Genomic DNA, 22,972 nt, shown 5'->3' with positions numbered 1-22,972 from the left:
TTCATAGTATATTACAAAAATGACCGTCAGTCAACTGCTTTCAGAAGCAAAAATGACCTTCGGTCATAAATTTTGTATACCTGCACAATTTTACCTCTCATCTCAGATGACTGTTGGTCAATTTTATGCCCTTGACATTGCCTGTTTTTCGGGATATAATAATTATGACAACAGGAATGGCGATGATGACATTCCACACAAAGGATAAAATGAAAGGAGAGGTCATAATGGGTAAAGTCGATGTTAATAAAAAGCTGAAAGAAAACTCACTGCTTAAAACTGCATTCGAGTTTTTTACCACTAAAGGATTCAGCAAGACCTCTATCACGGATATCGTAAGCAAGGCAGGTGTCGCAAAAGGCACATTTTACCTGTATTTCAAGGACAAATATGATATAAGGAACAAGCTGGTGTCTCATAAGTCGAGTCAGTTGTTCCTGACCGCTCTTGACGAGCTCGGCGACGAGCTGAACCAGCTTTCCTTCGAGGACAAGCTCATAAGACTTATTGACAATATCATCAATCAGCTCAATAATGACCAGTCGCTTCTCACATTCATATCCAAGAACCTGAGCTGGGGCATATTCAAAAACGCCATAACTTCACCTGCATCTGATAAAGACGTGGACTTTGCAACAGTATATTACACTATGTTGAACGAAGCTCCCTATGATTTCCGCGATCCCGAGATAATGCTCTTTATGATAATCGAGCTTGTAAGCTCCACCTGCTATTCGGCTATACTCTATAAAGAGCCCTGTACAATTGCCGAATTAAAGCCTTATCTCTACAATTCCATAAGACTTATAATCTCCCAGCACGAAATAAGAACATAAAAAACTCCCCATTACCGAATAAACAGTAATGGGGAGTTTCAATACTTTAGGGATATTTAACGTGTGATATTCTTTACCCACTTATACTTCATGTAATGCTTATATACAGCAGGTATTTTCACGAACTCGTCCAGCGTGAGTATGAACGCCACCGCAAGTACAGGCAGTTTCAGCACAAAGGCAGCGATAGCGCCCATTGGCACTACCACGCACCACAGCGTTACGATATCGCATATCATACCGAACCGCGTATCACCGCCTGCGGGGAACATTCCGCCTATAATAGTGGAGTTAAGGGAATTTCCGATGATATAGTAAGCCGCCATGAACATCATATATTTCAGGTAATACTGCGCCTGATCATTGAGGTTTATGACTTTAAGTATAACAGGCGTTAACGCAAGTATAACTACTCCCGAACCTACGCCTATGAGAATAGACAGCCGCACGAATTTACCGCCTGCCTTTTTAGCTTCTTCGATCTCGTTCCTGCCCAGCATACCGCCAAGTACGATACCTACACCTGCTGCGATGCCCCAGCAAAGGCTTGCTATTATACAGCGAACGATGCTTGCTATGGAGTTTGCAGCTACAGCATCTGTGCCAAGCCTGCCCATGATAACTGAGTACATAGTTACTCCGCCGCCCCAGCCAAGCTGATTGAGCAGCAGGGGCAGAGTATACTTTATGTAGTCCTTATGGAGAACACGGTCTTTCAGCCTTACAAGCTTTCCCACACGCAATGGCAGACACTTGCCGCGGAGTATTACCACAAGGATAAAAATGCACTCAAATGCTCTCGCAAGAACAGTTGCCAGAGCCGCACCGCTTATGCCCATTTCGGGGAAAGGTCCGAGTCCGAATATGAAACAGCCGTTTGCTATTATATTAAAGACTACGGAAAGGCTTCCTATAAGGGAGCTGAGCCTTGCGCAGTCACAGACCTTCATTATGCCGAAATAAGCCTGTGAGAAACCTGCAAGGACGTATGACAGTGACACCGTCCGCAGATACACTCCGCCGAGACGTACAAGCTCGGGATCGTTAGTGAAAAAACGCATTATTAATTCGGGGAAAATAAGTGCTCCCAGAGTAAAAACAGCTCCCACCAAGAGAGAGTACCTCATAGTAAGAGCAAGGACATCTTCAACAGTATCACGGTCCTTTTTGCCCCAGTACTGAGCAGCAAGAACATTACAGCCCGATATGAACGCCATAAAGAAAAGGCTGTACACAAAGGCGACCTGTCCTGCAAGGGAGGAAGCCGAAAGTGAGTCCTGATTTAGAAATCCCAGCATAAAAGCGTCCGAAGCCGATACCAGCGACGACATGAAATACTGGAAAGCTATAGGTAAAACTATAGTAAACAGATTTTTGTATAATCCTTTATCCTTCATATATCTCCTTTCAAGCTGAGCCAGCTTGACCGCAGCCACGTTGACGCTTGCAAGCTCGCTTACTATTTATCAATACTGATACCCGTACATCGCTTACGGCACATTTAAATCGCATAAATCGATACAGTAATTTATCGATCGAACTGTAGGGGGCGATGCCTACATCGCCCCCATTTTTTCTATAAGTTAACGTGCTGATGTAGACATCAGTCCCTACATAAATGACGAAAAAGCTGCCGCACTAATGTGCAGCAGCCATTAATATTCTATCAAACCGCAGCTTTTGCGCCGTCAGCCTTTGTTCCCTCAGCCTTATCGGGAACGCTTACCTTTTCGATATCTGCACCAAGAGCTCTGAGCTTGCCTTCCATGCAGTCATAACCTCTCTCGATATGGTAGATATCCTCGATCTCGGTAACGCCGCTTGCAGCAAGTCCTGCAATGATAAGTGCTGCGCCTGCTCTCAGGTCACAAGCCTTTACGGGAGCTCCCATAAGCTTGCCTGTGCCCTCTATAAGAGCTACCTTGCCGTTTACTGTGATATCTGCGCCCATTCTTCTGAGCTCGTCCACATAGCGGAAACGCTGCTCCCAGATATTCTCGGTGATAATGCTCGTACCCTCTGCAAGACACAGAAGAGTAGCTATCTGAGACTGCATATCTGTAGGGAATCCCGGATGAGGAGCTGTCTTGACGTTTGTCTTTACCAACGGACCGTCTACCCATACTCTTATACTGTCATCGAACTGTTCGATATTAACGCCGATCTTCTCAAGCTTCTTTGTAATGGATTCAAGATGCTTGGGGATAACGTTCTTGATAAGAACATCGCCCTTTGTTGCAGCAACTGCAACCATAAATGTACCTGCTTCTATCTGATCGGGGATAACTGCATAAGTAGTGCCGTGAAGATGCTCAACACCTCTGATCTTGATAACATCGGTACCTGCACCCATGATGTTTGCACCCATTGAGTTGAGGAAGTTTGCAAGATCAACGATATGAGGCTCCTTAGCTGCATTTTCGATTATTGTAAGTCCCTCAGCCTTTACAGCAGCCAGCATTGCGTTCATTGTAGCTCCTACTGTAACTACATCAAAGAAGATCTGATTGCCGCTGAGCTTGTCAGCAGTAAGATCTATCATGCCCTGACTGAGAGTATGCTTTGCACCGAGGGCTGTGAAAGCCTTTAAGTGCTGATCTATAGGTCTGTCTCCAAGAGGACATCCGCCCGGCATGGAAACTCTTGCCTTATTGAATTTGCCCAGAAGAGCACCGAGGAAGTAATATGAAGCACGCATTTTTCTTGCATACTCATAAGGAACGCAGAATTTGCTGATAGTCGTAGGATCTATCCTGTAGGTATCCTTTGCGATATTAGTAACTTCTGCACCCATTTCCTCAAGAATATGGATACATATCCTTACATCACTGATATAAGGAACATTTTCTATAACACATGGTTCATCCGAAAGAATGACTGCCGGAAGAATTGCTACAGCTGCATTTTTAGCACCGCTGATAGTGACTTCACCCTCAAGGCGTCTTCCGCCTTTTACAACAAACTTATCCAAATATTTTCTCTCCTTAGTGTTTCGGGGTATTTTTATCTGCTCCCGAATTTCTTTCTTTTGTTCATCGGCATCAAGCCGGGATTTATTCAATAAGCCCAAGGCTTAAAGAGATCATTTATAATCGGAAATACTCCAGCGAACGTCGCCGCCTTTATATTCCGAAACAGTCATAGACTCGATAACAACATCCTTTTTAGGCTTGCTTGTCGATTCATCGACCTCTGCGTTCTGTATATCGAAAACGATATCAAGTCCGTCAAATACCTGACCGAATATTGTATAATTTCCGTCAAGCCACGGTGCTCCGCCGTAAGTGGAGTATACCTTTTCTTCGTTTTCTGTGAACGCATATCCGTATGATTTGAGTTCGTCTATTTCTTCTTTACCGTAAACTTCACCTGTTACGATATAGAACTGACTGCCATTGCTTGCTGTAGAGCCGCTGTTTGCATAAGCAACTGCTCCCGCAGCGTGGATAAGATGTGGATCAGTACCGCCGTCAAATCCCTTTTCGTATATGGATTCGCCGCCTGTACCGTCACCCTTCGGATCACCGCCCTGTATCATAAAGTCCTTGATGACTCTGTGGAAGGTGAGACCGTCGTAATAGCCCTGCTTAGCAAGAGTAATGAAATTTTCAACGCCCTGATCCGCATATTCCGGGAAAAGCTTTATCTTTACTTCTCCGTCATAGCCCTTGAGCTTCATGCTGACGATAGTTTCGCCTTCTTTCGGAGCAGTAAAGTTTGCAATGTCCATATTTTCCTTGCCTGTAGAGTTTGCTATCTCGTCTGCATCGAATTCTTCGTATTCATCGAGATACCAGTGTATATCCTCACCGTTGTACTCGCCGACAGTGACAGATTCCATTATAACGTCCTTGTAAGGCTTGGAAGAATTTGCATCGACCGACACATTCTGTATCTTGAATATAACATCAAGACCGTCGATGACCTGTCCGAAAACCGTATAGTTTCCGTCAAGCCACGGTGCGCCGCCGACCTTCTTGTACTGTGCTATTGCATTATCTGATAAAGCCAGACCGTTCTGCTTGTAATATTCAAGCTCATCGTCCTTGGGAACTGTTCCCGTTACAACATAGAACTGGCTTCCGTCTGTATTGGTGCCGCCGCTGTTTGCGTAAGCAAGAGCACCTGCAACGTGGATAAGGTGGGGATCAGTGCCGCCGTCAAATTTCTCGCCCCATATGGACTCGCCGCCCATACCTGTGCCCAGCGGATCGCCGCCCTGTATCATAAAGTCCTTGATGACTCTGTGGAACTTCAGACCGTCGTAATAGCCCTTTTTAGCGAGCTCTACGAAGTTCTCAACGCCCTTGTCCGCATATTCGGGGAAGAGTCTGAACTTTACGGTACCGTAGTCCTTGATCTTCATTACTATTATTGTGTCGCCCTTTTCAGGTGCAGTAAAGTTTGCGATGTCAACATTTTCGACTGTTGCAGCTTCTGAAGTTTCAGCCGCAGTCGTATTCTCTGATGTACCTGCCTGAGTTGTATCGTTTGTGGCAGTTCCTGAAGTTCCGTTCTGCTCCTTGCCGCATGAAGTAAGAGTACCCGCAGCCATGAGCATACACATAATACCTGCCAGAACCTTTTTTAACATAAAATTCCACTCCTCAGATATGTGAGATCATGTTTTATTATTAGTAATTATACTTCAACTTATATATTATACATCATAAAAACCGATTTGTAAATAGTTTCCGCAATTTTTTAGTGTTTTAGGACAAAGCTTTAAGTTAAAAAAGCGAGATTTACCTTAAAAATAACGACTTATCATACCACTTTATTTTGTAGTAGTCTCAGCAGCAGTCGTTGTAACAGTTGTAGTAACAGCTGTGGTTTTCTCGGTAGTTACAGCCTTTTCATCGGCTTCCGAGTAGGTGCTTATAGTGACAGAATTTATCATTATATCCTCAACAGGGAATTTATAGTCGCCCTGATCCTGAGTCTCAAGGCTTGCAAGCTTTTCCACAACGTCAAGACCGCTGTAGACCTGACCGATAACTGTCATCTGCTGCGAGAAATTAGGGACTCCGCCCACTTTTATAAAAGCGTCCGCAAGCTGCTGGCTTTCGGATACTTCTTTAAGTTCCTTTTTAAATTCATCGTTGAACTCAACTGTGTTGAGCACCATAAAACGGCTTCCATTATAATAAGTACCGCCGCCCAGCAACTTTTCCTTGAAGGTCTTGTCAAGAGTTGTATTCATAGCCATTACAGCTCCCTTAAAGGGCCAGAGATCCTGATGAAGCTCTCTTTTTACAAGCTCATGGGAATTATCGTTTGCCGAGCCGTCCTTGTTCGGAGCACCTGCGGCAGAGTACACGCCGTCCTCTGAATGGAATACATAAGTATTATTATAATAGCCCGATTTTGCAAGACTTGTGAAGTTCTCAACGGCATTTGGTGACTGTTCGGGATAGAGCACAAATCTGTATTCACCGAGAGTCGTATCAACTATAGCGATAGGATCGCCCTCTTTAGGAGCGTCAAGCTGTATGAGCTTTATAGTCTTGGGATCAACGGTTATATAATAAGTCTGACGTGCTGCAAGGGTATTGCTAAGCATTATAACAAGAGAAGTTATACCCATTATAAGAGTAAATATCAGCACGAGTCTGACAGCATGGTTCTTTTTTATCATGTAAATATCCTTTCTTTCGCATACTACCTTTATTATACATAGTTTGTCCATATTTGTCAAGCCGCTTGTATAAAGCCCTTAGCCGTTAGCCCTTATCTTGTAGGGACAGCCATTGGTCGTCCGAGCCTTACGCCGCAAACAACATTAGCGCACTGTAGGGGCACATTCCGTGCGCCCGTGTATCCATTACAATGTAAATAACAAGAACTCGCTGTAGGGGCGAACAATGTCCGCCCGTGTGACACGTATCTATGTGTAGGGGACGCCGCCCTCGGTGTCCCGAGAATCAATAATGCCGACTCAGCTCGCAGCGTCACTCTGCAAATTTTTTTGCTGTAAGTATTGATTTGTTAACAATTTAGTGCTATAATGATATCGCTGTATTATCACAGCAACGAGATTATACGGAGGATAAATAACTATGAAAAAGAAAATTTTAAAGATCACAATGGCTTTCCTTCTTGCATTATGCACACTGACAGGCTGCGGAAACGATTCAAAATCTGATGAAAAGTCTGATAAGAAGAGCAAGGCAGAGACTACAACTGTTGCAGAGGATACAACAGAAGAAAAAGCAACTGAAAGTGAAGAGAAAACTACTGTAAAGAGCGACGAAGAGACAACAGATGCAGACAATGGCTCATCTCCTGCTGCCGCTGAAGGCACTGACTTCAAGAGAGGTACTGTAGACGGCAAGGTTTACACAAACGAGTTCACAGGCTTCAAGCTTACAGTTCCTGACGACTGGAGATTTGCGGATGACGAGACAATACTCCAGATGATGAACCTCGGAGCAGAAACTGCATACAGCAGCAACGCTGACACAGTTAAGAAGATAGCTGAGCAGGCTACTATCACCGATGCTCTCTGCATGAACACAACTTCAACTCAGAATATCACTATCACTTATGAGAATCTCAATAAAAACATCGCTCTCAGCACAGATACTACTGCTGAGGACTACTACAGCATACTCGAAAGACAGCTCGCTGCTGTTCCTACTATCAAATACACAAAGGAAGCAGGTCCTGAAACTGTCCAGATGGCAGGCAAGGACTTCTTAAAGGCAGTTTACAAGGCAGAGATGAACAATCTTGAGCTTGAGCAGGCATATTATTTAAGACGTGAGGGAGATTTCATACTTCTTATCTCATGCACAGCATACGATTTGGGCGATGATATCTCTACATTTGAAAACTACTTCTCTGCTCTTTAATTATAAAGTATGAACCTGTGAGGGTATGCCGCAAGACATACCCTCTTTTTATTATTGTACCGCAAAAACGAAGATATACGGTATATTTGCGGACGCAAGAAAAAAATTCTTGACAAAACGCGCGGTTTGTGATATCATAGTAAAAGAGCAATGTCTGCTCATATTATCCGTGATTGAAATTCCGAAATATAGATGTGTGGGCCCTGTGCAACAAGACCCCGTGAACCATGTCAGGCGGGAGACCGAGCAGCATTAAGCGGTGCGTGTTGTGTGCCGCAGCAAGCCTGCACATCTATGTTCCGGAATTTTTCTTTGATAGGGGGGATAAAAATGTTCCGTTCCATTCTTGCAGCACGTACAAGACGTGTTATGCTTTGTTTCTGGCGCAGTATCCCAAATGCTTTTGCAGCTTCATTTATTTCCTCAATAGCTGTTTTTGCATTACGTATGGCAACAGGTGAGGAAGATACCACCCTTTCAAACAATATCGTCGCTATGCTCATGCTCTTTTTCATGTACTGGACAGGCATATCATTCTATAAGATAGCGTGTTTAAAAAAGAGCATATTCCACCAGTTCGACGGCGATCTCATCGGCAACGCCTTTACGGGTATAAACCACAAGTCAAGGTGCTTCGAGAAAGGTCTTGAGCTCTTCCACAAGGGCGATTTCAGAAGCGCACTTGAAGTATTTACCGATCTGGGCAATGAAGAGCAAAATATGACCACGGAAGAAAAAGGCGTTAACGAGTTTTACCGCGGACGCTGCTATCATATCCTCGAAGCCTGCCCCAACGCTATAATATGCTACGAAAATGCCCTTGAAAAAGGATTTTATATACCTGAGCTGCCTATATTCATCGCTCGCTGTCACGCTCAGAACGGCTATACCGAAAAAGCAAAGCAGCTCTATGAGGAGCTCCTTGTCCGTGAGGACTACCAGTACAGCGACAGGATACGCTGCGAGATAGGCGATATGTACCTCAAACTCAACGAGGGGCAGACTGCACTGAAATGGTTCGAGGAAGCTATCCAACGCCACGAAAGCTACGCAAGCGCACTGGGCGGTGCCGCCATAGCGCAGACCATGCTCCACAACCTAAAGGAGGGCGAGGCTCTGTACAGACAGGCTCTCCTCAATAATATCGAAGATTCAATAGGCTTTACACGTTACTATAAAGAAATACAGGCAGCTGTGATGCTGGAACACCACAGCGACTGACGAAAGGAGGAAAGGCTGTGTATAAGGCTCTTTACCGCAAATGGCGTCCAATGACCTTTGACGACGTTATATCTCAGGAATATACCACAGAGGCTCTGAAAAACCAGATAATCAGCGGTAAGACCGCCCATGCATACCTTTTCACAGGCTCACGCGGTACAGGTAAGACCACCTGCGCCCGTATCCTCGCCAAAGCAGTCAACTGCCGAAATATGAAAAACGGCAATCCCTGCCTTGAATGTGACATCTGCCGCGATGCGGACAGCGGCGCACTTACCGATATAGTCGAGATAGACGCTGCTTCAAACAACGGCGTTGACAATATCCGTGACCTGCGCGATGCCGCAGTATATACTCCTGAGCGCGGAACTTACAAAATATACATCATCGACGAGGTGCATATGCTCTCGGCTGGAGCCTTCAACGCTCTGCTGAAGATCATGGAAGAGCCTCCCCCGTATGTTAAATTCATTCTTGCAACTACCGAGATACACAAAGTCCCTGCAACCATCGTATCACGCTGTCAGCGTTACGATTTCCGCAGGATAAAGGCTGAGGACATTGCCAAACGCATAAGCTATATCGCTCAGCAGGAGGAGCTTGACCTCACCGATGACGGTGCAGCTATGATAGCAAAGCTTGCCGACGGCGGTATGCGTGACGCAGTATCTCTCCTTGACCAGTGCTCGGTGTGCGCAGAGACCATAAACGCCGAAGCTGTATCAAATGCCGCAGGTATCGCAGGCAGGGACTATCTCTACGATATCCTTGACGCTATTTCTGACGCTGATACGCCGAAAGCACTTTCTCTTACCGCAACGCTCTACGATATGTCAAAAGACCTTACAAGGCTTTGCGAGGAGCTTATCACTCAGCTGAGAAACGTCATGCTCATAAAGGCTTCTCCCGAAACTGCGGAAAAGCTCATAGTGTGTATGCCTGACGAGCTGGAAAGACTGCGAGCTATCGCCGAAAAGTCCGACCTTGCAACTGTTATGGACAGACTTTCCGCTTTGCAGGAGTGCCGCGAGCATATGCAGAGAGCCATGAACAAGCGCGTTGAATTTGAAATGTCGCTTATAAAACTTTGCGGAAATGTAAAGAATACCTCTGAAAGTATTGACAATTCTGAAATATATGATAAAATAAAACAGTTAGAGAATAAAATCAACTCCGTTCCGAGAGGCATACCTAATGCAGCTCAGACTCCTCAGCAGCCCGAAGTCCTTACGGCTCGCGGCGATGCAGAGACCGATCCGACTCCGAACGTCAAGATAGACGAGAAGAAGATCAACGAGGAAGAGCTTACAGACTGCGAAAAATGGGGCGAGATACTGGAAGAGTACCAGAAGCTCAATCCGGCAGCCGCAGGAAGTCTCGACGGCTCATTTGCCAAGACAAAGGGCAATGTACTTGTTATATTCTCTCAAAACCGCTTTTTCATCAATCTGCTGAAAAGCAACCGAGATACGGCTGTATCCCTCAGCAGAGCCATTTTCAACGTTATGGGGCAGAAATACGCCCTTCGCGCAAGGTGTACCACCACCGTTGAGGAGCAGAAAAACCTTGCGGAACAGCTCATCAAAAAGGCTATGGAGAACAAGATAGAAACTGCGGTAGAAAACCAATAAGTTCATAAGCAAAAATAATTTTGCTTGATTTATAAAACTAAGAAACTTTATTTTCAAAGGAGAATTTTAAAATGAAAGCAAGAATACCAAAGAACGTAAACAGCGGCGGTGCTCAGAATATGAACCAGATGATAAAGCAGGCTCAGAAGATGCAGGATCAGATCACAGAGCTCCAGGAAGATATCGAAGCAAGAGAGTTCTCTGCAACTGCAGGCGGCGGTGCTGTTGAAGTTACTATCACAGGTAAAAAGACTATCAAGTCTCTCACTCTCAAGCCAGAGGTAGTTGACCCTGAGGATATCGATATGCTCCAGGATCTCATCATCAGCGCTGTAAACGAGGCTATCAACAATGTTGAGACTACAACAGAGACTGAAATGAGCAAGATAACAGGCGGCGTTTCACTCCCAGGTCTTTTCTGATAAATAATGGCTGACCACAATGCGCTTCCGCTGGTCATACTGGCGGAAAAATTCGCATCTCTCCCCGGTATAGGCATGAAATCCGCCCAGCGTCTGGCATATCACGTTATGTCAATGGACGAGGGGGCTGTTGAGGATTTCGCAAAGGCACTCATTGACGCAAAGAAGAACGTTCATTGCTGTAAGTGCTGCCAGAACCTTACGGAAAGGGAGATATGCCCTATATGTGACGATACTGAGCGTGACAAGAGCGTTATTTGCGTTGTTGAGAACCCAAAGGACGTTACAGCTTTCGAGCGCACAAGAGAATATAACGGTGTCTACCATGTGCTTCACGGGCTCCTTTCGCCTATGGATGGCATTACTCCCGACAAGCTCCGCGTAAAGGAGCTCCTTGCGAGAATAGCCGAGGGCGGAGTAAATGAGGTAATAATGGCTACAAATCCCACTGTTGAGGGCGATGCTACGGCAATGTACGTAGCAGGACTGCTGAAACCAATGGGAATAAAGGTAACAAGGCTTGCCTTTGGTCTGCCTGTTGGCGGTATTCTCGAATACGCAGATGAAGTTACCCTTTTCAAGGCACTCGAAAACAGAAATGATATGTAAAAACGGGCTTTATGCCCGTTTTTTTGCAGCATGACGCTGCACCCGTCCACTATAAACGGGCTGAAAAAGCTGTTTTTTCAACGGGAAACCATTGAATATTGAAAAAATTTTTTCTCAATTCTGCGTTTTGCACAAGCTGGAATATTATTTTTTGTGCATTATGAAAATCGGCTGTTGTTTCGGGATACCGAGGGCGGAAACCTTGAAGTTGACAAAAAAACTCTTATTGGGTATAATTATAGCAATATACCATGAAAGGAGCTTGTTCATGCTGAAAAAGATACTCAGCGGCGAAGCCTGCGCAAAATGTCGGCTCTGCTGCATTTTCGACCGCTACGACGTATGGGAGACTCCCGTATTTACCGCAGAACTATGCGAAAAAATAAAAGCCGCCCGTCCCGATACCCAGTTCGTTACCAAGGACGGCGGCTATATATTCAGAGTGGGCGAGCTTCGCGGCGATGAGCTGTTCTCATGCCCTGCCCTCACCGAAAACGGCTGTATGCTGGGCGACGAGAAGCCTTTCGACTGCCGTATCTGGCCCTACCGCATCATGGAAGTAGGCGGCAGACGGGCTATAACCTTTGCTTCTATATGCGATGAGCTGTACCACAGACCGCTGTCACAGCTTGTGGACTTCCTCAAGGAAGGGCTTGCAGACAAGATATTCGCCTATGCTGACCAGCACCCCGAGATAGTGAAGCCCTACTACGAGGGCTATCCTGTGCTGATGTTCGAGAGAAAGCCTCTTTAAGTTCTGTCCTGATTTATCGAGAATATATCCGCCACCTCAGTGAGGGTGATATAGGCAAGGGGATCAATTTTCTGAACTATGCCCTTCATCTTCATCACCTGAAAGCGGTTCACGACAAAATACAGCACTGTGCGCTCTTCTCCAGAATATCCGCCCATAGCCTTTATAAGAGTCATTCCGCAGCCGAATTCTTCCATTAGCTGCTTTTTGATATCATCGGGACGGGCTGTTATTATCATTGCAGCCTTTTCGCGCTGTAAGCCGTCAACTATATAGTCCACGGTCTTTAGCGCAGCTCCGTATGTGACTATGGAATAAAGGGGCAGTATCCAGCTGTGTATAACAGCTCCGCATATTATGTAGAGCAGAACGTTGTACACCATAACGAATGAGCCTACGGAAAGTCCCAGCCGCTTTGCAAATATCACAGCCATTACCTCTATACCGTCCATAGCACCACCGAAGCGTATGGCAAGTCCGCTGCCTATTCCCGATATCACGCCGCCGAACAGTGCGCAAAGCAGCAGGTCAGTGCCTGCAAGGGGCGACGCTATGCTGACATCTATGGGAAGTACATCGGTTATGAGCCATGACATTAAGGAATACACGGCTACGGTGTATATAGCACTCAGAGTAAAGCTTCCGCCCTGCTTTTTCATTCCGTAGAGAAAAAGCGGTATATTGAGCAATATCAGAAAAATCGACAGCGACAGCGATGCAGGCGTTACCTGTGCAAGCAGCATGGAAGTGCCCGAAATACCGCTGTCATACAGCTTAACAGGCGTGAGAAAAAGGGTTATGCCGAAAGCATTGACCGTTCCCGCAACAGTCAGCATTATAAAACGGAAAGCTCCTATATTTCTGATAATATCGGTTATTTTCTTCATATTCACCTCTTATCGGATATAAAAACAGGGCATCTTCTTTCCGAAAACGCCCCGTTGCAATTACTTCTTGATCTTTTCTACGATGTCGCCGACCTTGTCCTTAACCTTTTCAAGGTTCTCCTTGGTAGCCACCTTGCTGATCATATCTTTAGCCTTGTCAATATTTTCTTTAGTTGCGAGCTTCTCGATCTTCTCATCGGGGAGATCAATGCCTGTTTTTTTCTCTACTGTTTCAATTGCTTTTTTTATCTCCATAGGGGGATACCTTCTTTCATATTGATTTATGATCGTCCCATACGCACACCTGCGCGGACTTTAAAATAATTATAGCACATCAATTCGTTAAAATCAAGAGCTTTTTAACATTGTTGGCATTTTTCGCGGAATTGCGCGGAATATCGGCAAATGCAACCGTCGATTGACAAATTGTAAAGCAGGGTTGCTTGTATGTAACTGCCTGAAATGATAGAATAAGACCATAGACCACGGGACATTTCCCGAGGAAAAAACATATGGAGGTAACATATATGATACTTGCAGACAAGATAATAGAACTCAGAAAAAAGTCAGGAATGTCACAGGAGGAGCTTGCCGAAAAGCTCGGTGTGAGCAGACAGTCCATTTCAAAATGGGAGGGCGCACAGTCCACTCCCGACCTTAATCGTATATTACAGCTCTCGGAAATTTTCGGAGTCACCACAGACTCATTATTAAAGGATACAGTCGAGCTCCCCTCTGACGATCCCACACCACAGGAAAAAACAGAGACTGAACCGCCTCTCCGCAGAGTCTCAATGGAGGAGGCAAACAAATTCCTTGCCGAGAATGAAAAGCGTTCAAAGCTTATCCCTACAGGAGTTATCCTCTGCACACTCTCATTCCTGCCCATTATTATGCTTGATTACTTTGAGCCATTCCCCGAAGCAGGTCCTATCATAGGTATACCTGTTATGCTCATATTAATAGCTATAGCAGTATCGCTGTTCATAATATCGGGTAACAAGTACAAGCCTTTTGAATACCTTGACAAAGAGGGCATCGACACAGAGTACGGCGTATCGGGAATGGTCACAGAAAAGAAGTCAAAGTACGAGCCTAAGCATAATTTCTCGATAATAGCAGGCGTAATGCTGTTTATAGTTTCATTCATACCTATAATAATTTTCAGTCAGTTATTCATTGATAACAATACTATAGAAGGCTTATCAATAGCCGCAATGTTCATTTCCATAGCTGTGGGACTTTACCTGATAATACACAGCAGCACAAAAATGGACGGCTACAGAAAGCTCCTTGAAGAGAACGAATTCTCGCGCAAGAAGAAGGAAAGACGCAATTCCAAAGTAATGACTGTTTACTGGTGCACAGTTACTGCTATATACCTCGGCTGGAGCTTTATCTCCCACAACTGGGGCATTACATGGATAGTATGGGTAATAGCAGGCGTACTTACACCTGTGGTAAGCATTATAGAATCAAGCATAAGAAAAAAACGAATTGATTGACAAAAGCCCCCCTTCGTGTTATAATTTGCGAAAAGGGGGGTTTTTACATGAAAAACTACGACGATAAAATGAATTACGACGAAAACGGTCTGTATCCCGACGAAAAGCCGGCTTCCGAAAGGCACCCAACAGGTACTAAAATAATCTCCGCTCTGACTTTGCTTAGCTTTGCAGCAGCTATAACGGGTATGTTCTATTTTGGGAGTATCAATGAAGGCTTTAAGGCTGTTTGCACCTTTTTCGGCTTATTCCTGACAGTGGGGATACTTGGTATCTTGTCAGATATTATTTTGGAAGAAAGACCTCCGCAGAGTGCTCTTTACGTTGTTATCGGAATAGGTCTGATAGGTATCATCATTACAGTGATAGTACATACGAAGCTTATTAATGGGTAATGATAACTCCAGAACAGGAATATTAAACCATAACACATAATAAAAAGGCAGACCATACGGTCTGCCTTTGATATTTTATCAGAGCTTTTTCTTCTCTTCCTCGATGAGTTTGAGGAGATCGTCAACGGACATATCCGCAGCCTTCTTCTTGCGTTCATTATGGTCAGTCTTGCTGATTATATCTGAGATATCAGGTGTATTGCTCTTCTTTACAGGCTTTGGAGCAGCTGTTGAAGGAGCTGACTGGCTTCTGAGAGGAGTTGTCTTAGGAACATCGTTTCTTGACATCTCAGCAAGCTGGCTCTTTGAAAGGATACCTGTATTATCAGTTATAGGCTCAGCAGGAGCTGTTGGCTGCTGTGGTGTGCTTGTAGCCTTGATATTGAATGTGCCTGTGCGCTCAGCCTCAGCTGTCTTACGGAGCATTTCTTCTCTGAGAGCGTCTGCTGTAGGAGCTGTTGAAGAAGAACCGCCTACATTTCTTGCAGCAAATGTGCTTTCAGCACTGCGCTGTGTCTTGAACTGCATTGTGCGCTCTTTTTCCTTCTGATAAGGAGAATCGGGATTTACCTTCTTCTGGCTGAAGTTCTCGGCAATTGACATCTTCTTGCGCTCAAGCTCGCTGCTTGGCTGTATTTCCTGTGAAGGTTCAAAGAGAGGATTTCCTGCCTTGTCGTGAGAATTCCTTCTTGACTCTGAAAGGTCTCTCTGCTTTTCCATCTCGTCATACTCATAGAAGCCGAAATCATCGTCCTCATCCCCCTTGCCCAGGGCTATCTTTGCGATAAGCATGATAACAAGGATAACGCATGGGAGAACAAGTATCAGAAGTATGCCCTTGATGCTTGAAGCAAATCTTACGAACCAGCCAAGTTCCTTGCTTTCTGTATGACCAGTGCAAAGAGCGACAATACTACTCTTAGGGATAGATTCCGAGCTTCCTACATTTGCAGCATCAGCTGTGGTATACCTCTCTGAGCCGTCCTCGGCAGTTACGATATCGTAGATACTGAGAACGTGGATCTTGTCGGGATCATCGGCAGGCTTAGCAAGAACGATATCGCCCTTTGCGATGGAAAGATCCTTTGCATCGGGAGCGATAAGAGCTGCGCCCTCTGTAACGTTTCCGCCCATATTATCGGATGCTTTAACTACGTAGATGTAGTTTCCGAATACCTTCGGCGTTTTTCCGCCCGAGAACATGATATTTACAATGATCGAAACAACGATCAGAAGAACGCATATGACTATAATTACACATTTAAGTATTGAAAAACGTTTTTTAGTTTCCATGACACATCACCTTTTCATTTTCTTTTGTTGTCTATTGATCTACACTTTCATTTCACACGGCTCTATTTTTTGCGAACCGCTTTTATTATTATAACACATAATAATACAAATTTCAAACATTTTCTAAGTTTTATCTTTTAAAAATATAGAAAATTTTAAGAGATCAAATTTTTTCGTTTTTATGCACAAATATGAAAACATTTTTCTTACCTTTCAGTCGTTATGCACAACTGCAAAACGGCGTTTTGCGGCTGTTTTTCCTATGATTTTGGCGAAATTCCGTAATACGTATATTTAGTGGACAAATATTTGTTGAAATAATCACTTGAAAAATCATTTAAATCATAGTATAATTGATGTGTATACCGCTTGTAAATCAATTTCTCCGCATCGGCGAAAGCAGGTGGTAAAACACAGGGGAGATTATACAAAAGGTAATAAAGCCGCCTTTGCGGCAGAATGGAGATCAGATATGGCTACAAAAAAGGCAAACCCTCTTATGGACAGGATCAAGGAAGAATTCCCGAGAAAACTTCAGCTTCTGTACAGCGTTTCGCCCGAGGAAGCTTCAGACAAACAGGTTTATCATGTACTTTCTTCGATAATCGTAGAAATACTTGGTGCGAAGAGGCAGAGCTTCATCAATCATACCCACTCAGTGGGCGGTAAGCAGATCTACTACCTTTCAATGGAGTTCCTTATGGGACGCTCCCTTAAAACAAGCATCTACAATCTCGAACTGGCTGACGGCATAAAGGAAATGCTCAAGCCTTATGATATCAACCTCGAAAAGATATACGAGCACGAGCCCGATGCAGGTCTCGGAAACGGCGGTCTCGGCAGACTTGCTGCCTGCTATCTTGACGGTCTTGCTACTACAGCATTTCCTGCTATGGGTTATTCAATATGCTATGAATACGGCATCTTCCAGCAGAAGCTCGAGGACGGCTGGCAGACAGAGCTCCCCGACAACTGGCTCCCGGGCGGTTCGGTATGGCTCGTACCAAAGCCCGAGCTTTCAATAGATATCCACTTTGAAGGCGATCTCCAGGAATACTGGGACGACCGCTATCACTATATCTCTCATGTAAACTATAATACCGTTGTTGCTACACCTTACGATATGTACGTATCAGGCTACGGCTCTGACGGCGTTTCCGTACTCCGTCTGTGGACTGCAAAAGCTCCGAGCTTTGATATGGAAATGTTCAACAAGGGTAATTACGACAGAGCACTCGCTCAGAACTCTATCGCAAACGCTATCTCAAAGGTACTTTATCCTAACGACAATCACCACGAGGGCAAGAGCCTCCGTCTGCGCCAGCAGTACTTCCTCTGCGCAGCATCAGTGGGCGATATCGTAAACACTCACATGAACGTTTACGGTACTCTCGAAAACCTTGCAGATAAGGTATCTATCCACATAAACGATACTCACCCAACTCTCGCTATCCCCGAGCTCATGAGAATACTCCTTGACGACTGCGGATACGGCTGGGACAAGGCATGGGATATCGTTACAAGAACTTTTGCCTATACAAACCATACCGTTATGGCAGAAGCTCTCGAAAAATGGGACGTTAACCTCGTAAAGACAGTAATACCGAGAATATTCTCTATCATAGTTGAGATAAACAACCGCTACTGTCAGTCTCTCATGGAGAGAAACGGCGGCGACAGCGCAAAAACTACACGTATGTCCATTATCAAGGACAATCAGATACACATGGCTACTCTCTGTGTGGCAGCTTCACACAGCGTAAACGGCGTATCAAAGCTCCATTCGGAGATCATCAAGCAGTCTGTATTCCACGATGAGTATGAGAATACACCCGAAAAGTTCAAGAACGTTACCAACGGTATCGCTTACAGAAGATGGCTCTTACAGTCAAATCCGGGACTTACACAGCTCCTCAGCGAAACTATCGGCAAGAAGTTCATCAAGGACGGCGCAGAGCTTGAAAACTTCAGGGAATATCAGGACGATAAGGAAGTTCTCACAAAGCTCATGGACGTAAAGAAGGAAAACAAGGAAGCCTTCGCAAAATATGTCAAGAACCAGTCGGGAATCATCCTCAATACAGACAGTATCTTCGATGTACAGGTAAAGCGTCTCCACGAATACAAGAGACAGCACCTCAACGTAATGAATATCCTTTCGGATTACGCATATCTCCTCAATGACCCTGACGCTCCTTTCACTCCAAAGACCTATATCTTTGCTGCAAAGGCTGCACCGGGATACTATCTGGCTAAGCAGATAATCAAGATGATTTGGGCAATATCCGAGGAGATAAGAAAGAACCCGAAGATAAGCCAGAAGCTCTCTGTAGTATTCCTCGAGAACTACTGCGTAACTCTTTCCGAGCACCTCATGCCTGCTTCCGACGTTTCAGAGCAGATATCACTTGCAGGTACAGAGGCATCGGGTACAGGTAATATGAAGCTCATGCTCAACGGCGCGATCACTCTCGGTACACTTGACGGTGCTAATATCGAGATAAAGGAAGCCTGCGGCGATGACAATATCGTTATCTTCGGCATGACCACACCTGAGGTGAACGAGCTTCGTGCAAGAGGCTACAATCCATGCGAATACTACAACAATGACAACCGTATCCGCGAGGCTATAGACCGTATGTACCACGGTATAAATGGCTGCACATTCAATGACGTTGCAAATTCTCTCAAGGACAGAGACCCATATATGGTACTTGCCGACTTTGACAGCTACAGAAAAGCACAGCAGTACATTACTGAGTGCTATGAGGATAAGTTCAAGTGGGCAAAGATGTCTCTCAACAATATAGCAGGCGCAGGTATCTTCTCAGCAGACCGCGCTGTTACGGAATACGCTGAAAACATCTGGCATTTAAGATGATAATACACTGATGTCAAGAAGGGGACGTTGCTTTCTTCGTCCCCTTTTTCAATAATACATACAATCAGTATAAGAAAACGGAGTGTTTTTCTATTATGAAAGCTTTCTATGATACATGGAACCTGGGATATAAATCAATTTTCGGAGCAATAAGACAGTTTGAGACCTGTCGTTTCACTATACGTCTGCCAAAGGACATCACCCCAGATTATTCACCTGTTCTTGTACTTTTCAGAACAGGCTTCAAAGAGCGTTTTATCACCATGAACGAAGTCGTTGAAGAAGATGACTGCTTCGCATACACAGCTGAATACAATGCAAGATACACCGATGTACACTATTATTACTTCTCATATACAGAGGGCGGAATACGTCACTATATCAAGAGGATAAACCTCCACGAGGGCGGTCTTGACCACGGCGAGATGTTCCAGCTCACGGTATACAAGAGCCGTTATGAGACTCCCGATTTTCTCAAGGGCGGTATCATGTACCAGATATTCCCCGACCGCTTCTGCAACAGCGGCAAGCCAAAGGAGAATATCCCCGAGGGACGTATCCTCCGTGACGACTGGGGCGGCACTCCATATTACAAGCCCGACGAGAACGGACACGTATGGAACAACGACTATTTCGGCGGAGATTTCGCAGGTATACAGTCAAAGCTCCCTTATCTACACAATCTGGGAGTTACCTGCATTTACCTCACCCCTATATTTGAATCCCACGAAAACCACAGATACAATACCGCTGACTATATGAAAGCAGACCCTCTTCTCGGTACTAACGAGGAGTTCGAGGAGCTCTGCAAGGAAGCGGAAAAGTACGATATGGCAGTGATACTCGACGGAGTATTCTCACATACAGGCGCAGACAGCGTTTACTTCAACAAGTTCGGACGCTATCCCGAGGAAGGTGCTTTCCAGTCGAAAAAGAGCAAATACTACGACTGGTACACATTCATCGACTATCCAAACGTATACGAAGCATGGTGGGGCATAGATACTCTCCCTAACGTATGGGAAAACAACGAGGACTACACCGAATTCATATGCGGTGAGGACGGTGTTCTCCGCTACTGGATGGACAGAGGTGCAGCAGGCTATCGTCTTGACGTTGCCGACGAGCTTCCCGATGAATTCCTCAATAACCTGAGAAAATGCGTAAAGGGCTATGACAAGGACAAAATAATCATCGGCGAGGTATGGGAGGACGCTACCAACAAGGAGAGCTACGGCATAAAACGCCGCTACCTCTTGGGCGATCAGGTAGACTCTGTAATGAACTATCCTTTCCGCGAGGCTATCATCGCGTTCATGAAGGGCGGCAAGCCTATCGACTTCATCAATACCGTTATGTCTATAGTTGAGAACTATCCTAAGCCGACTATAGATGTACTTATGAACTTTGTTTCTACTCACGATATCGAACGTGCAATAAATCGTCTCGGCGGTGAGGACTGCGACGACAAGAGCAAGGACTGGATGGCTGAACGCTATCTCTCCGAGGAGCAGTACGCTCACGGCAAGGAAATGCTCAAGGCTGCAATGGCTATACAGTTCTTCCTGCCGGGTGTTCCAAGCATATACTACGGCGACGAAGCAGGACTTCAGGGCTATAAAGACCCATTCAACCGCCGCTGCTATCCGTGGGGACACGAGGATAAAGAGCTTATAAACTACGTTGCAGAGCTTGGAAGAGTAAGAAAGTCTATCCCGAATATGAAGGACGGACGCATATACTTCGTCATCAACGAGAAAGAGACTCACGACAGCCGACTTATCGGCTTTACCCGTCAGGGACAGAAAATGGACTATATCTTCTTCATCAACAGAAGCGGCGATACAGTCCAGCTGGAAAATATAAGCCAGATACTCTCACGCTTTAACGACTTCCAGCCATTCTACGGCGGATTTATGAACGATGCCATTACAGTTAAGCCCTACGGATATACTATAATCAAGGCGAAATTTATAAAGTAAGCAGCGTGACGCTGCACCCTTGCCACGTTGTCACTCGTAAACTCGTTCACTCTTATCAACACTGATACTCGTACATCGCTTACGTTGCTTTTATTAAAAATACGGGCGGCGGAACGCCGCCCCTACAATTCTACTCACTAATAACTAAGCACTAACCACTAAGGAGATAATCATGAGACGATGCGTTGTAAACGCTCCATGCAAGGTTTGAGGGAACTGCATGGAGATAAAGGCTAAAGCCTAATGGCTAACGGCTAAGGGCTATTACACCCTCGGACTTTGCATTACTGATGATATTTGTTAAATTGTCAAAAGGAGCAAAGTCAAATGAAAAATTCAATAAAAAAACTCAGAACATACCTTTTATTGTGGAGCACTCAGTCACTTTCCGACCTCGGAAGTGCCATGACAAGCTACGCGCTGATACTGTGGCTGTACGAATACAGCGGTTCTGCACTGCAAACAGCTCTGCTGACCGTATGCTCCTATGCGCCATATGTGCTGATGAGCATATTCGCAGGAGCACTCAGCGATAAATGGAACAAAAAGCACGTCATGCTCTTGTGTGACCTGTTCGCAGCAATGACAACAGTTGCAGCGTTCGTACTCATAAAAATGGACGCTCTCGAACCGTGGCATCTGTACCTCATAAATGCCCTCAACGGACTTATGAACACGGTGCAGCAGCCTGCAAGCGAAGTTGCTTCCACACAGCTCATACCAAAAGAATATTACCAGAAAACAAGCGGACTGCGGTCATTTTCACAGTCGCTGAATACACTGCTAAAGCCCGTCATAGCAACGATATTGTTCACATTCGGCGGTGTATCGGCAGTTATCACTGTTGACCTCATAACCTTTGCAGCGGCATTTCTTGTACTGCTGCTGTTCATACATATCCCCGAACCCGAAAATTCGGACAAAAAGAAAGAACCTATTCTCACATCGGCAAAGGCAGGACTTAAATGGCTGAAAGGCTGCCCTTTAGTGCTGATACTCATATTCTTTCTTGCAGGCATAAACCTTATCGCATCGGCTTATAATGCCGCACTGCCTGCAATGGTGCTTGAAAAGTCATCAAACGGCGAAAAAATGCTCGGTACGGTGAATTTCTTTGCAGGTGCGGCTGCACTGGCAGGAAGCCTTATAGCTTCGTTGTCGCCTGCTCCGAAAAACCGCGTAAAAGCCATATGCCTTGCGCTGTTTTTCTCAATGAGTACGGAAAATTTCATGCTGGCATTCAGCGATTCGCCTGTTGTATGGTGTTTCGGAGCTGTCTGCGGCTGGCTTTTCATACCATATATGGGCGCAAATTTAGACGTTATCCTCAGAAGCACTATTCCTGCCGATATGCAGGGAAGGGTGTATTCATGCCGAAATACTCTGCAATTCTTCACAATACCCGTAGGATACCTTTCTGGCGGAATACTTATCGACAAGGTGTTTGAGCCTTATATGTCGGGAAAAGCCGCCGACAGTGCAATGGTATCGCTGTTCGGGAGCGGAAAAGGCTCGGGAGCAGCATTGCTTTTCGCAGTCCTCGGCTTTGCAGGAGTTGCCGTATGTGCGGTATTCACCCTGCTTCTGCACAGGAAAACAAAATAATACAACAGATCCCCGAAAGCACTCATTTTCGGGGATACTTTATTATTAGTGATTAGTTGTTAGTGCATAGTGCTTAGTGTAGGTGAGCCCACCCTCG

Annotated in this window: 19 protein-coding genes and 1 other RNA gene; 13 read left to right on the top strand and 7 right to left on the bottom strand. The window is 45.2% G+C overall.

Features of this window, described 5'->3' with window-relative positions; translation table 11 throughout:
* The first annotated feature begins 164 nt into the window (after positions 1 to 164).
* Positions 165 to 836 carry a TetR/AcrR family transcriptional regulator gene (locus QZZ41_RS01260; RefSeq protein ID WP_367267424.1) on the top strand — a complete coding sequence of 224 codons (672 nt, stop codon included), beginning with the start codon at positions 165 to 167 and terminating at the stop codon, positions 834 to 836.
* A gap of 56 nt (positions 837 to 892) precedes the next feature.
* Here the strand turns inward: QZZ41_RS01260 and QZZ41_RS01255 are convergent, their stop codons facing one another.
* The 4 genes from QZZ41_RS01255 to QZZ41_RS01240 all read right to left on the bottom strand — a co-directional run bounded on the left by QZZ41_RS01255 (position 893) and on the right by QZZ41_RS01240 (position 6,525).
* The gene (locus QZZ41_RS01255) at positions 893 to 2,233 is read right to left on the bottom strand and encodes an MATE family efflux transporter (protein ID WP_295066981.1); all 1,341 of its coding nucleotides are present in this window, start codon (positions 2,231 to 2,233) and stop codon (positions 893 to 895) included.
* A 269-nt stretch (positions 2,234 to 2,502) separates the two neighbouring features.
* Positions 2,503 to 3,807: a UDP-N-acetylglucosamine 1-carboxyvinyltransferase gene (locus QZZ41_RS01250; protein WP_295066979.1), complete on the bottom strand. Its 1,305-nt coding sequence runs from the start codon at positions 3,805 to 3,807 to the stop codon at positions 2,503 to 2,505.
* Between the two features lie 111 nt (positions 3,808 to 3,918).
* Positions 3,919 to 5,430: a peptidylprolyl isomerase gene (locus tag QZZ41_RS01245; RefSeq protein ID WP_295066977.1), complete on the bottom strand. Its 1,512-nt coding sequence runs from the start codon at positions 5,428 to 5,430 to the stop codon at positions 3,919 to 3,921.
* A gap of 183 nt (positions 5,431 to 5,613) precedes the next feature.
* On the bottom strand, positions 5,614 to 6,525 hold the full coding sequence (locus tag QZZ41_RS01240) for a peptidylprolyl isomerase (RefSeq protein WP_295066975.1): 912 nt from the start codon (positions 6,523 to 6,525) through the stop codon (positions 5,614 to 5,616).
* A 370-nt stretch (positions 6,526 to 6,895) separates the two neighbouring features.
* Between QZZ41_RS01240 and QZZ41_RS01235 the strand changes: the two genes are divergently transcribed.
* The 7 genes from QZZ41_RS01235 to QZZ41_RS01205 all read left to right on the top strand — a co-directional run bounded on the left by QZZ41_RS01235 (position 6,896) and on the right by QZZ41_RS01205 (position 12,327).
* Entirely contained in the window at positions 6,896 to 7,690 is a 795-nt protein-coding gene (locus QZZ41_RS01235) for a hypothetical protein (protein ID WP_295066973.1), read from the top strand.
* A 194-nt stretch (positions 7,691 to 7,884) separates the two neighbouring features.
* Positions 7,885 to 7,983: signal recognition particle sRNA small type (ffs, locus tag QZZ41_RS01230), an RNA gene on the top strand.
* Between the two features lie 37 nt (positions 7,984 to 8,020).
* Positions 8,021 to 8,911 carry a tetratricopeptide repeat protein gene (locus QZZ41_RS01225; RefSeq protein WP_295066971.1) on the top strand — a complete coding sequence of 297 codons (891 nt, stop codon included), beginning with the start codon at positions 8,021 to 8,023 and terminating at the stop codon, positions 8,909 to 8,911.
* A gap of 17 nt (positions 8,912 to 8,928) precedes the next feature.
* On the top strand, positions 8,929 to 10,542 hold the full coding sequence (gene dnaX / locus QZZ41_RS01220) for a DNA polymerase III subunit gamma/tau (protein WP_295066969.1): 1,614 nt from the start codon (positions 8,929 to 8,931) through the stop codon (positions 10,540 to 10,542).
* 71 nt (positions 10,543 to 10,613) lie between these two features.
* Positions 10,614 to 10,964: a YbaB/EbfC family nucleoid-associated protein gene (locus tag QZZ41_RS01215; protein WP_295066967.1), complete on the top strand. Its 351-nt coding sequence runs from the start codon at positions 10,614 to 10,616 to the stop codon at positions 10,962 to 10,964.
* Positions 10,965 to 10,970: 6 nt separating this feature from the next.
* Complete coding sequence (gene recR, locus QZZ41_RS01210; RefSeq protein ID WP_295066965.1) at positions 10,971 to 11,573, top strand: recombination mediator RecR; 603 nt, start codon at positions 10,971 to 10,973, stop codon at positions 11,571 to 11,573.
* A gap of 268 nt (positions 11,574 to 11,841) precedes the next feature.
* Positions 11,842 to 12,327, top strand: a complete 486-nt coding sequence (locus QZZ41_RS01205) for a hypothetical protein (protein ID WP_295066963.1) — start codon at positions 11,842 to 11,844, stop codon at positions 12,325 to 12,327.
* On the opposite strand, the gene QZZ41_RS01200 is transcribed toward QZZ41_RS01205, so the two are convergent.
* Both QZZ41_RS01200 and QZZ41_RS01195 read right to left on the bottom strand, forming a co-directional pair.
* Positions 12,324 to 13,214 (bottom strand): YitT family protein, encoded by an 891-nt coding sequence (locus QZZ41_RS01200; protein WP_295066961.1) that lies wholly within the window; start codon positions 13,212 to 13,214, stop codon positions 12,324 to 12,326. The two genes, QZZ41_RS01205 and QZZ41_RS01200, sit on opposite strands and share 4 nt — an antisense overlap.
* A gap of 60 nt (positions 13,215 to 13,274) precedes the next feature.
* Positions 13,275 to 13,469, bottom strand: coding sequence for a hypothetical protein (locus QZZ41_RS01195; protein ID WP_295066959.1), 195 nt, complete (start codon positions 13,467 to 13,469; stop codon positions 13,275 to 13,277).
* 257 nt (positions 13,470 to 13,726) lie between these two features.
* Here QZZ41_RS01195 and QZZ41_RS01190 point away from each other — a divergent pair, with 257 nt between their 5' ends.
* Both QZZ41_RS01190 and QZZ41_RS01185 read left to right on the top strand, forming a co-directional pair.
* Positions 13,727 to 14,719 (top strand): helix-turn-helix transcriptional regulator, encoded by a 993-nt coding sequence (locus QZZ41_RS01190; RefSeq protein ID WP_295066957.1) that lies wholly within the window; start codon positions 13,727 to 13,729, stop codon positions 14,717 to 14,719.
* 47 nt (positions 14,720 to 14,766) lie between these two features.
* Complete coding sequence (locus tag QZZ41_RS01185; protein WP_295066955.1) at positions 14,767 to 15,114, top strand: hypothetical protein; 348 nt, start codon at positions 14,767 to 14,769, stop codon at positions 15,112 to 15,114.
* A gap of 78 nt (positions 15,115 to 15,192) precedes the next feature.
* Here the strand turns inward: QZZ41_RS01185 and QZZ41_RS01180 are convergent, their stop codons facing one another.
* Entirely contained in the window at positions 15,193 to 16,407 is a 1,215-nt protein-coding gene (locus tag QZZ41_RS01180) for a hypothetical protein (protein WP_295066954.1), read from the bottom strand.
* Positions 16,408 to 16,879: 472 nt separating this feature from the next.
* Here QZZ41_RS01180 and QZZ41_RS01175 point away from each other — a divergent pair, with 472 nt between their 5' ends.
* The 3 genes from QZZ41_RS01175 to QZZ41_RS01165 all read left to right on the top strand — a co-directional run bounded on the left by QZZ41_RS01175 (position 16,880) and on the right by QZZ41_RS01165 (position 22,875).
* Positions 16,880 to 19,288 carry a glycogen/starch/alpha-glucan phosphorylase gene (locus QZZ41_RS01175; RefSeq protein WP_295066952.1) on the top strand — a complete coding sequence of 803 codons (2,409 nt, stop codon included), beginning with the start codon at positions 16,880 to 16,882 and terminating at the stop codon, positions 19,286 to 19,288.
* Between the two features lie 95 nt (positions 19,289 to 19,383).
* Entirely contained in the window at positions 19,384 to 21,270 is a 1,887-nt protein-coding gene (locus tag QZZ41_RS01170; protein WP_295066950.1) for a glycoside hydrolase family 13 protein, read from the top strand.
* Between the two features lie 327 nt (positions 21,271 to 21,597).
* Positions 21,598 to 22,875 (top strand): MFS transporter, encoded by a 1,278-nt coding sequence (locus tag QZZ41_RS01165; protein ID WP_295066948.1) that lies wholly within the window; start codon positions 21,598 to 21,600, stop codon positions 22,873 to 22,875.
* Positions 22,876 to 22,972: the final 97 nt, after the last annotated feature.

This window comes from Ruminococcus sp. (genome assembly GCF_016283395.1).
This window is presented reverse-complemented; position numbering and strand designations above follow the sequence as displayed.

What these genes read in the sequence shown, in the direction of transcription:
- QZZ41_RS01260 (WP_367267424.1), top strand. Translation starts at nt 165, where the DNA reads ATGACAACAGGAATGGCGATGATGACATTCCACACAAAGGATAAAATG.
- QZZ41_RS01255 (WP_295066981.1), bottom strand. Translation starts at nt 2,233, where the DNA reads ATGAAGGATAAAGGATTATACAAAAATCTGTTTACTATAGTTTTACCT.
- QZZ41_RS01245 (WP_295066977.1), bottom strand. Translation starts at nt 5,430, where the DNA reads ATGTTAAAAAAGGTTCTGGCAGGTATTATGTGTATGCTCATGGCTGCG.
- QZZ41_RS01240 (WP_295066975.1), bottom strand. Translation starts at nt 6,525, where the DNA reads ATGGACAAACTATGTATAATAAAGGTAGTATGCGAAAGAAAGGATATT.
- QZZ41_RS01235 (WP_295066973.1), top strand. Translation starts at nt 6,896, where the DNA reads ATGAAAAAGAAAATTTTAAAGATCACAATGGCTTTCCTTCTTGCATTA.
- QZZ41_RS01225 (WP_295066971.1), top strand. Translation starts at nt 8,021, where the DNA reads ATGTTCCGTTCCATTCTTGCAGCACGTACAAGACGTGTTATGCTTTGT.
- QZZ41_RS01215 (WP_295066967.1), top strand. Translation starts at nt 10,614, where the DNA reads ATGAAAGCAAGAATACCAAAGAACGTAAACAGCGGCGGTGCTCAGAAT.
- recR (WP_295066965.1), top strand. Translation starts at nt 10,971, where the DNA reads ATGGCTGACCACAATGCGCTTCCGCTGGTCATACTGGCGGAAAAATTC.
- QZZ41_RS01205 (WP_295066963.1), top strand. Translation starts at nt 11,842, where the DNA reads ATGCTGAAAAAGATACTCAGCGGCGAAGCCTGCGCAAAATGTCGGCTC.
- QZZ41_RS01200 (WP_295066961.1), bottom strand. Translation starts at nt 13,214, where the DNA reads ATGAAGAAAATAACCGATATTATCAGAAATATAGGAGCTTTCCGTTTT.
- QZZ41_RS01195 (WP_295066959.1), bottom strand. Translation starts at nt 13,469, where the DNA reads ATGGAGATAAAAAAAGCAATTGAAACAGTAGAGAAAAAAACAGGCATT.
- QZZ41_RS01190 (WP_295066957.1), top strand. Translation starts at nt 13,727, where the DNA reads ATGGAGGTAACATATATGATACTTGCAGACAAGATAATAGAACTCAGA.
- QZZ41_RS01185 (WP_295066955.1), top strand. Translation starts at nt 14,767, where the DNA reads ATGAAAAACTACGACGATAAAATGAATTACGACGAAAACGGTCTGTAT.
- QZZ41_RS01180 (WP_295066954.1), bottom strand. Translation starts at nt 16,407, where the DNA reads ATGGAAACTAAAAAACGTTTTTCAATACTTAAATGTGTAATTATAGTC.
- QZZ41_RS01175 (WP_295066952.1), top strand. Translation starts at nt 16,880, where the DNA reads ATGGCTACAAAAAAGGCAAACCCTCTTATGGACAGGATCAAGGAAGAA.
- QZZ41_RS01170 (WP_295066950.1), top strand. Translation starts at nt 19,384, where the DNA reads ATGAAAGCTTTCTATGATACATGGAACCTGGGATATAAATCAATTTTC.
- QZZ41_RS01165 (WP_295066948.1), top strand. Translation starts at nt 21,598, where the DNA reads ATGAAAAATTCAATAAAAAAACTCAGAACATACCTTTTATTGTGGAGC.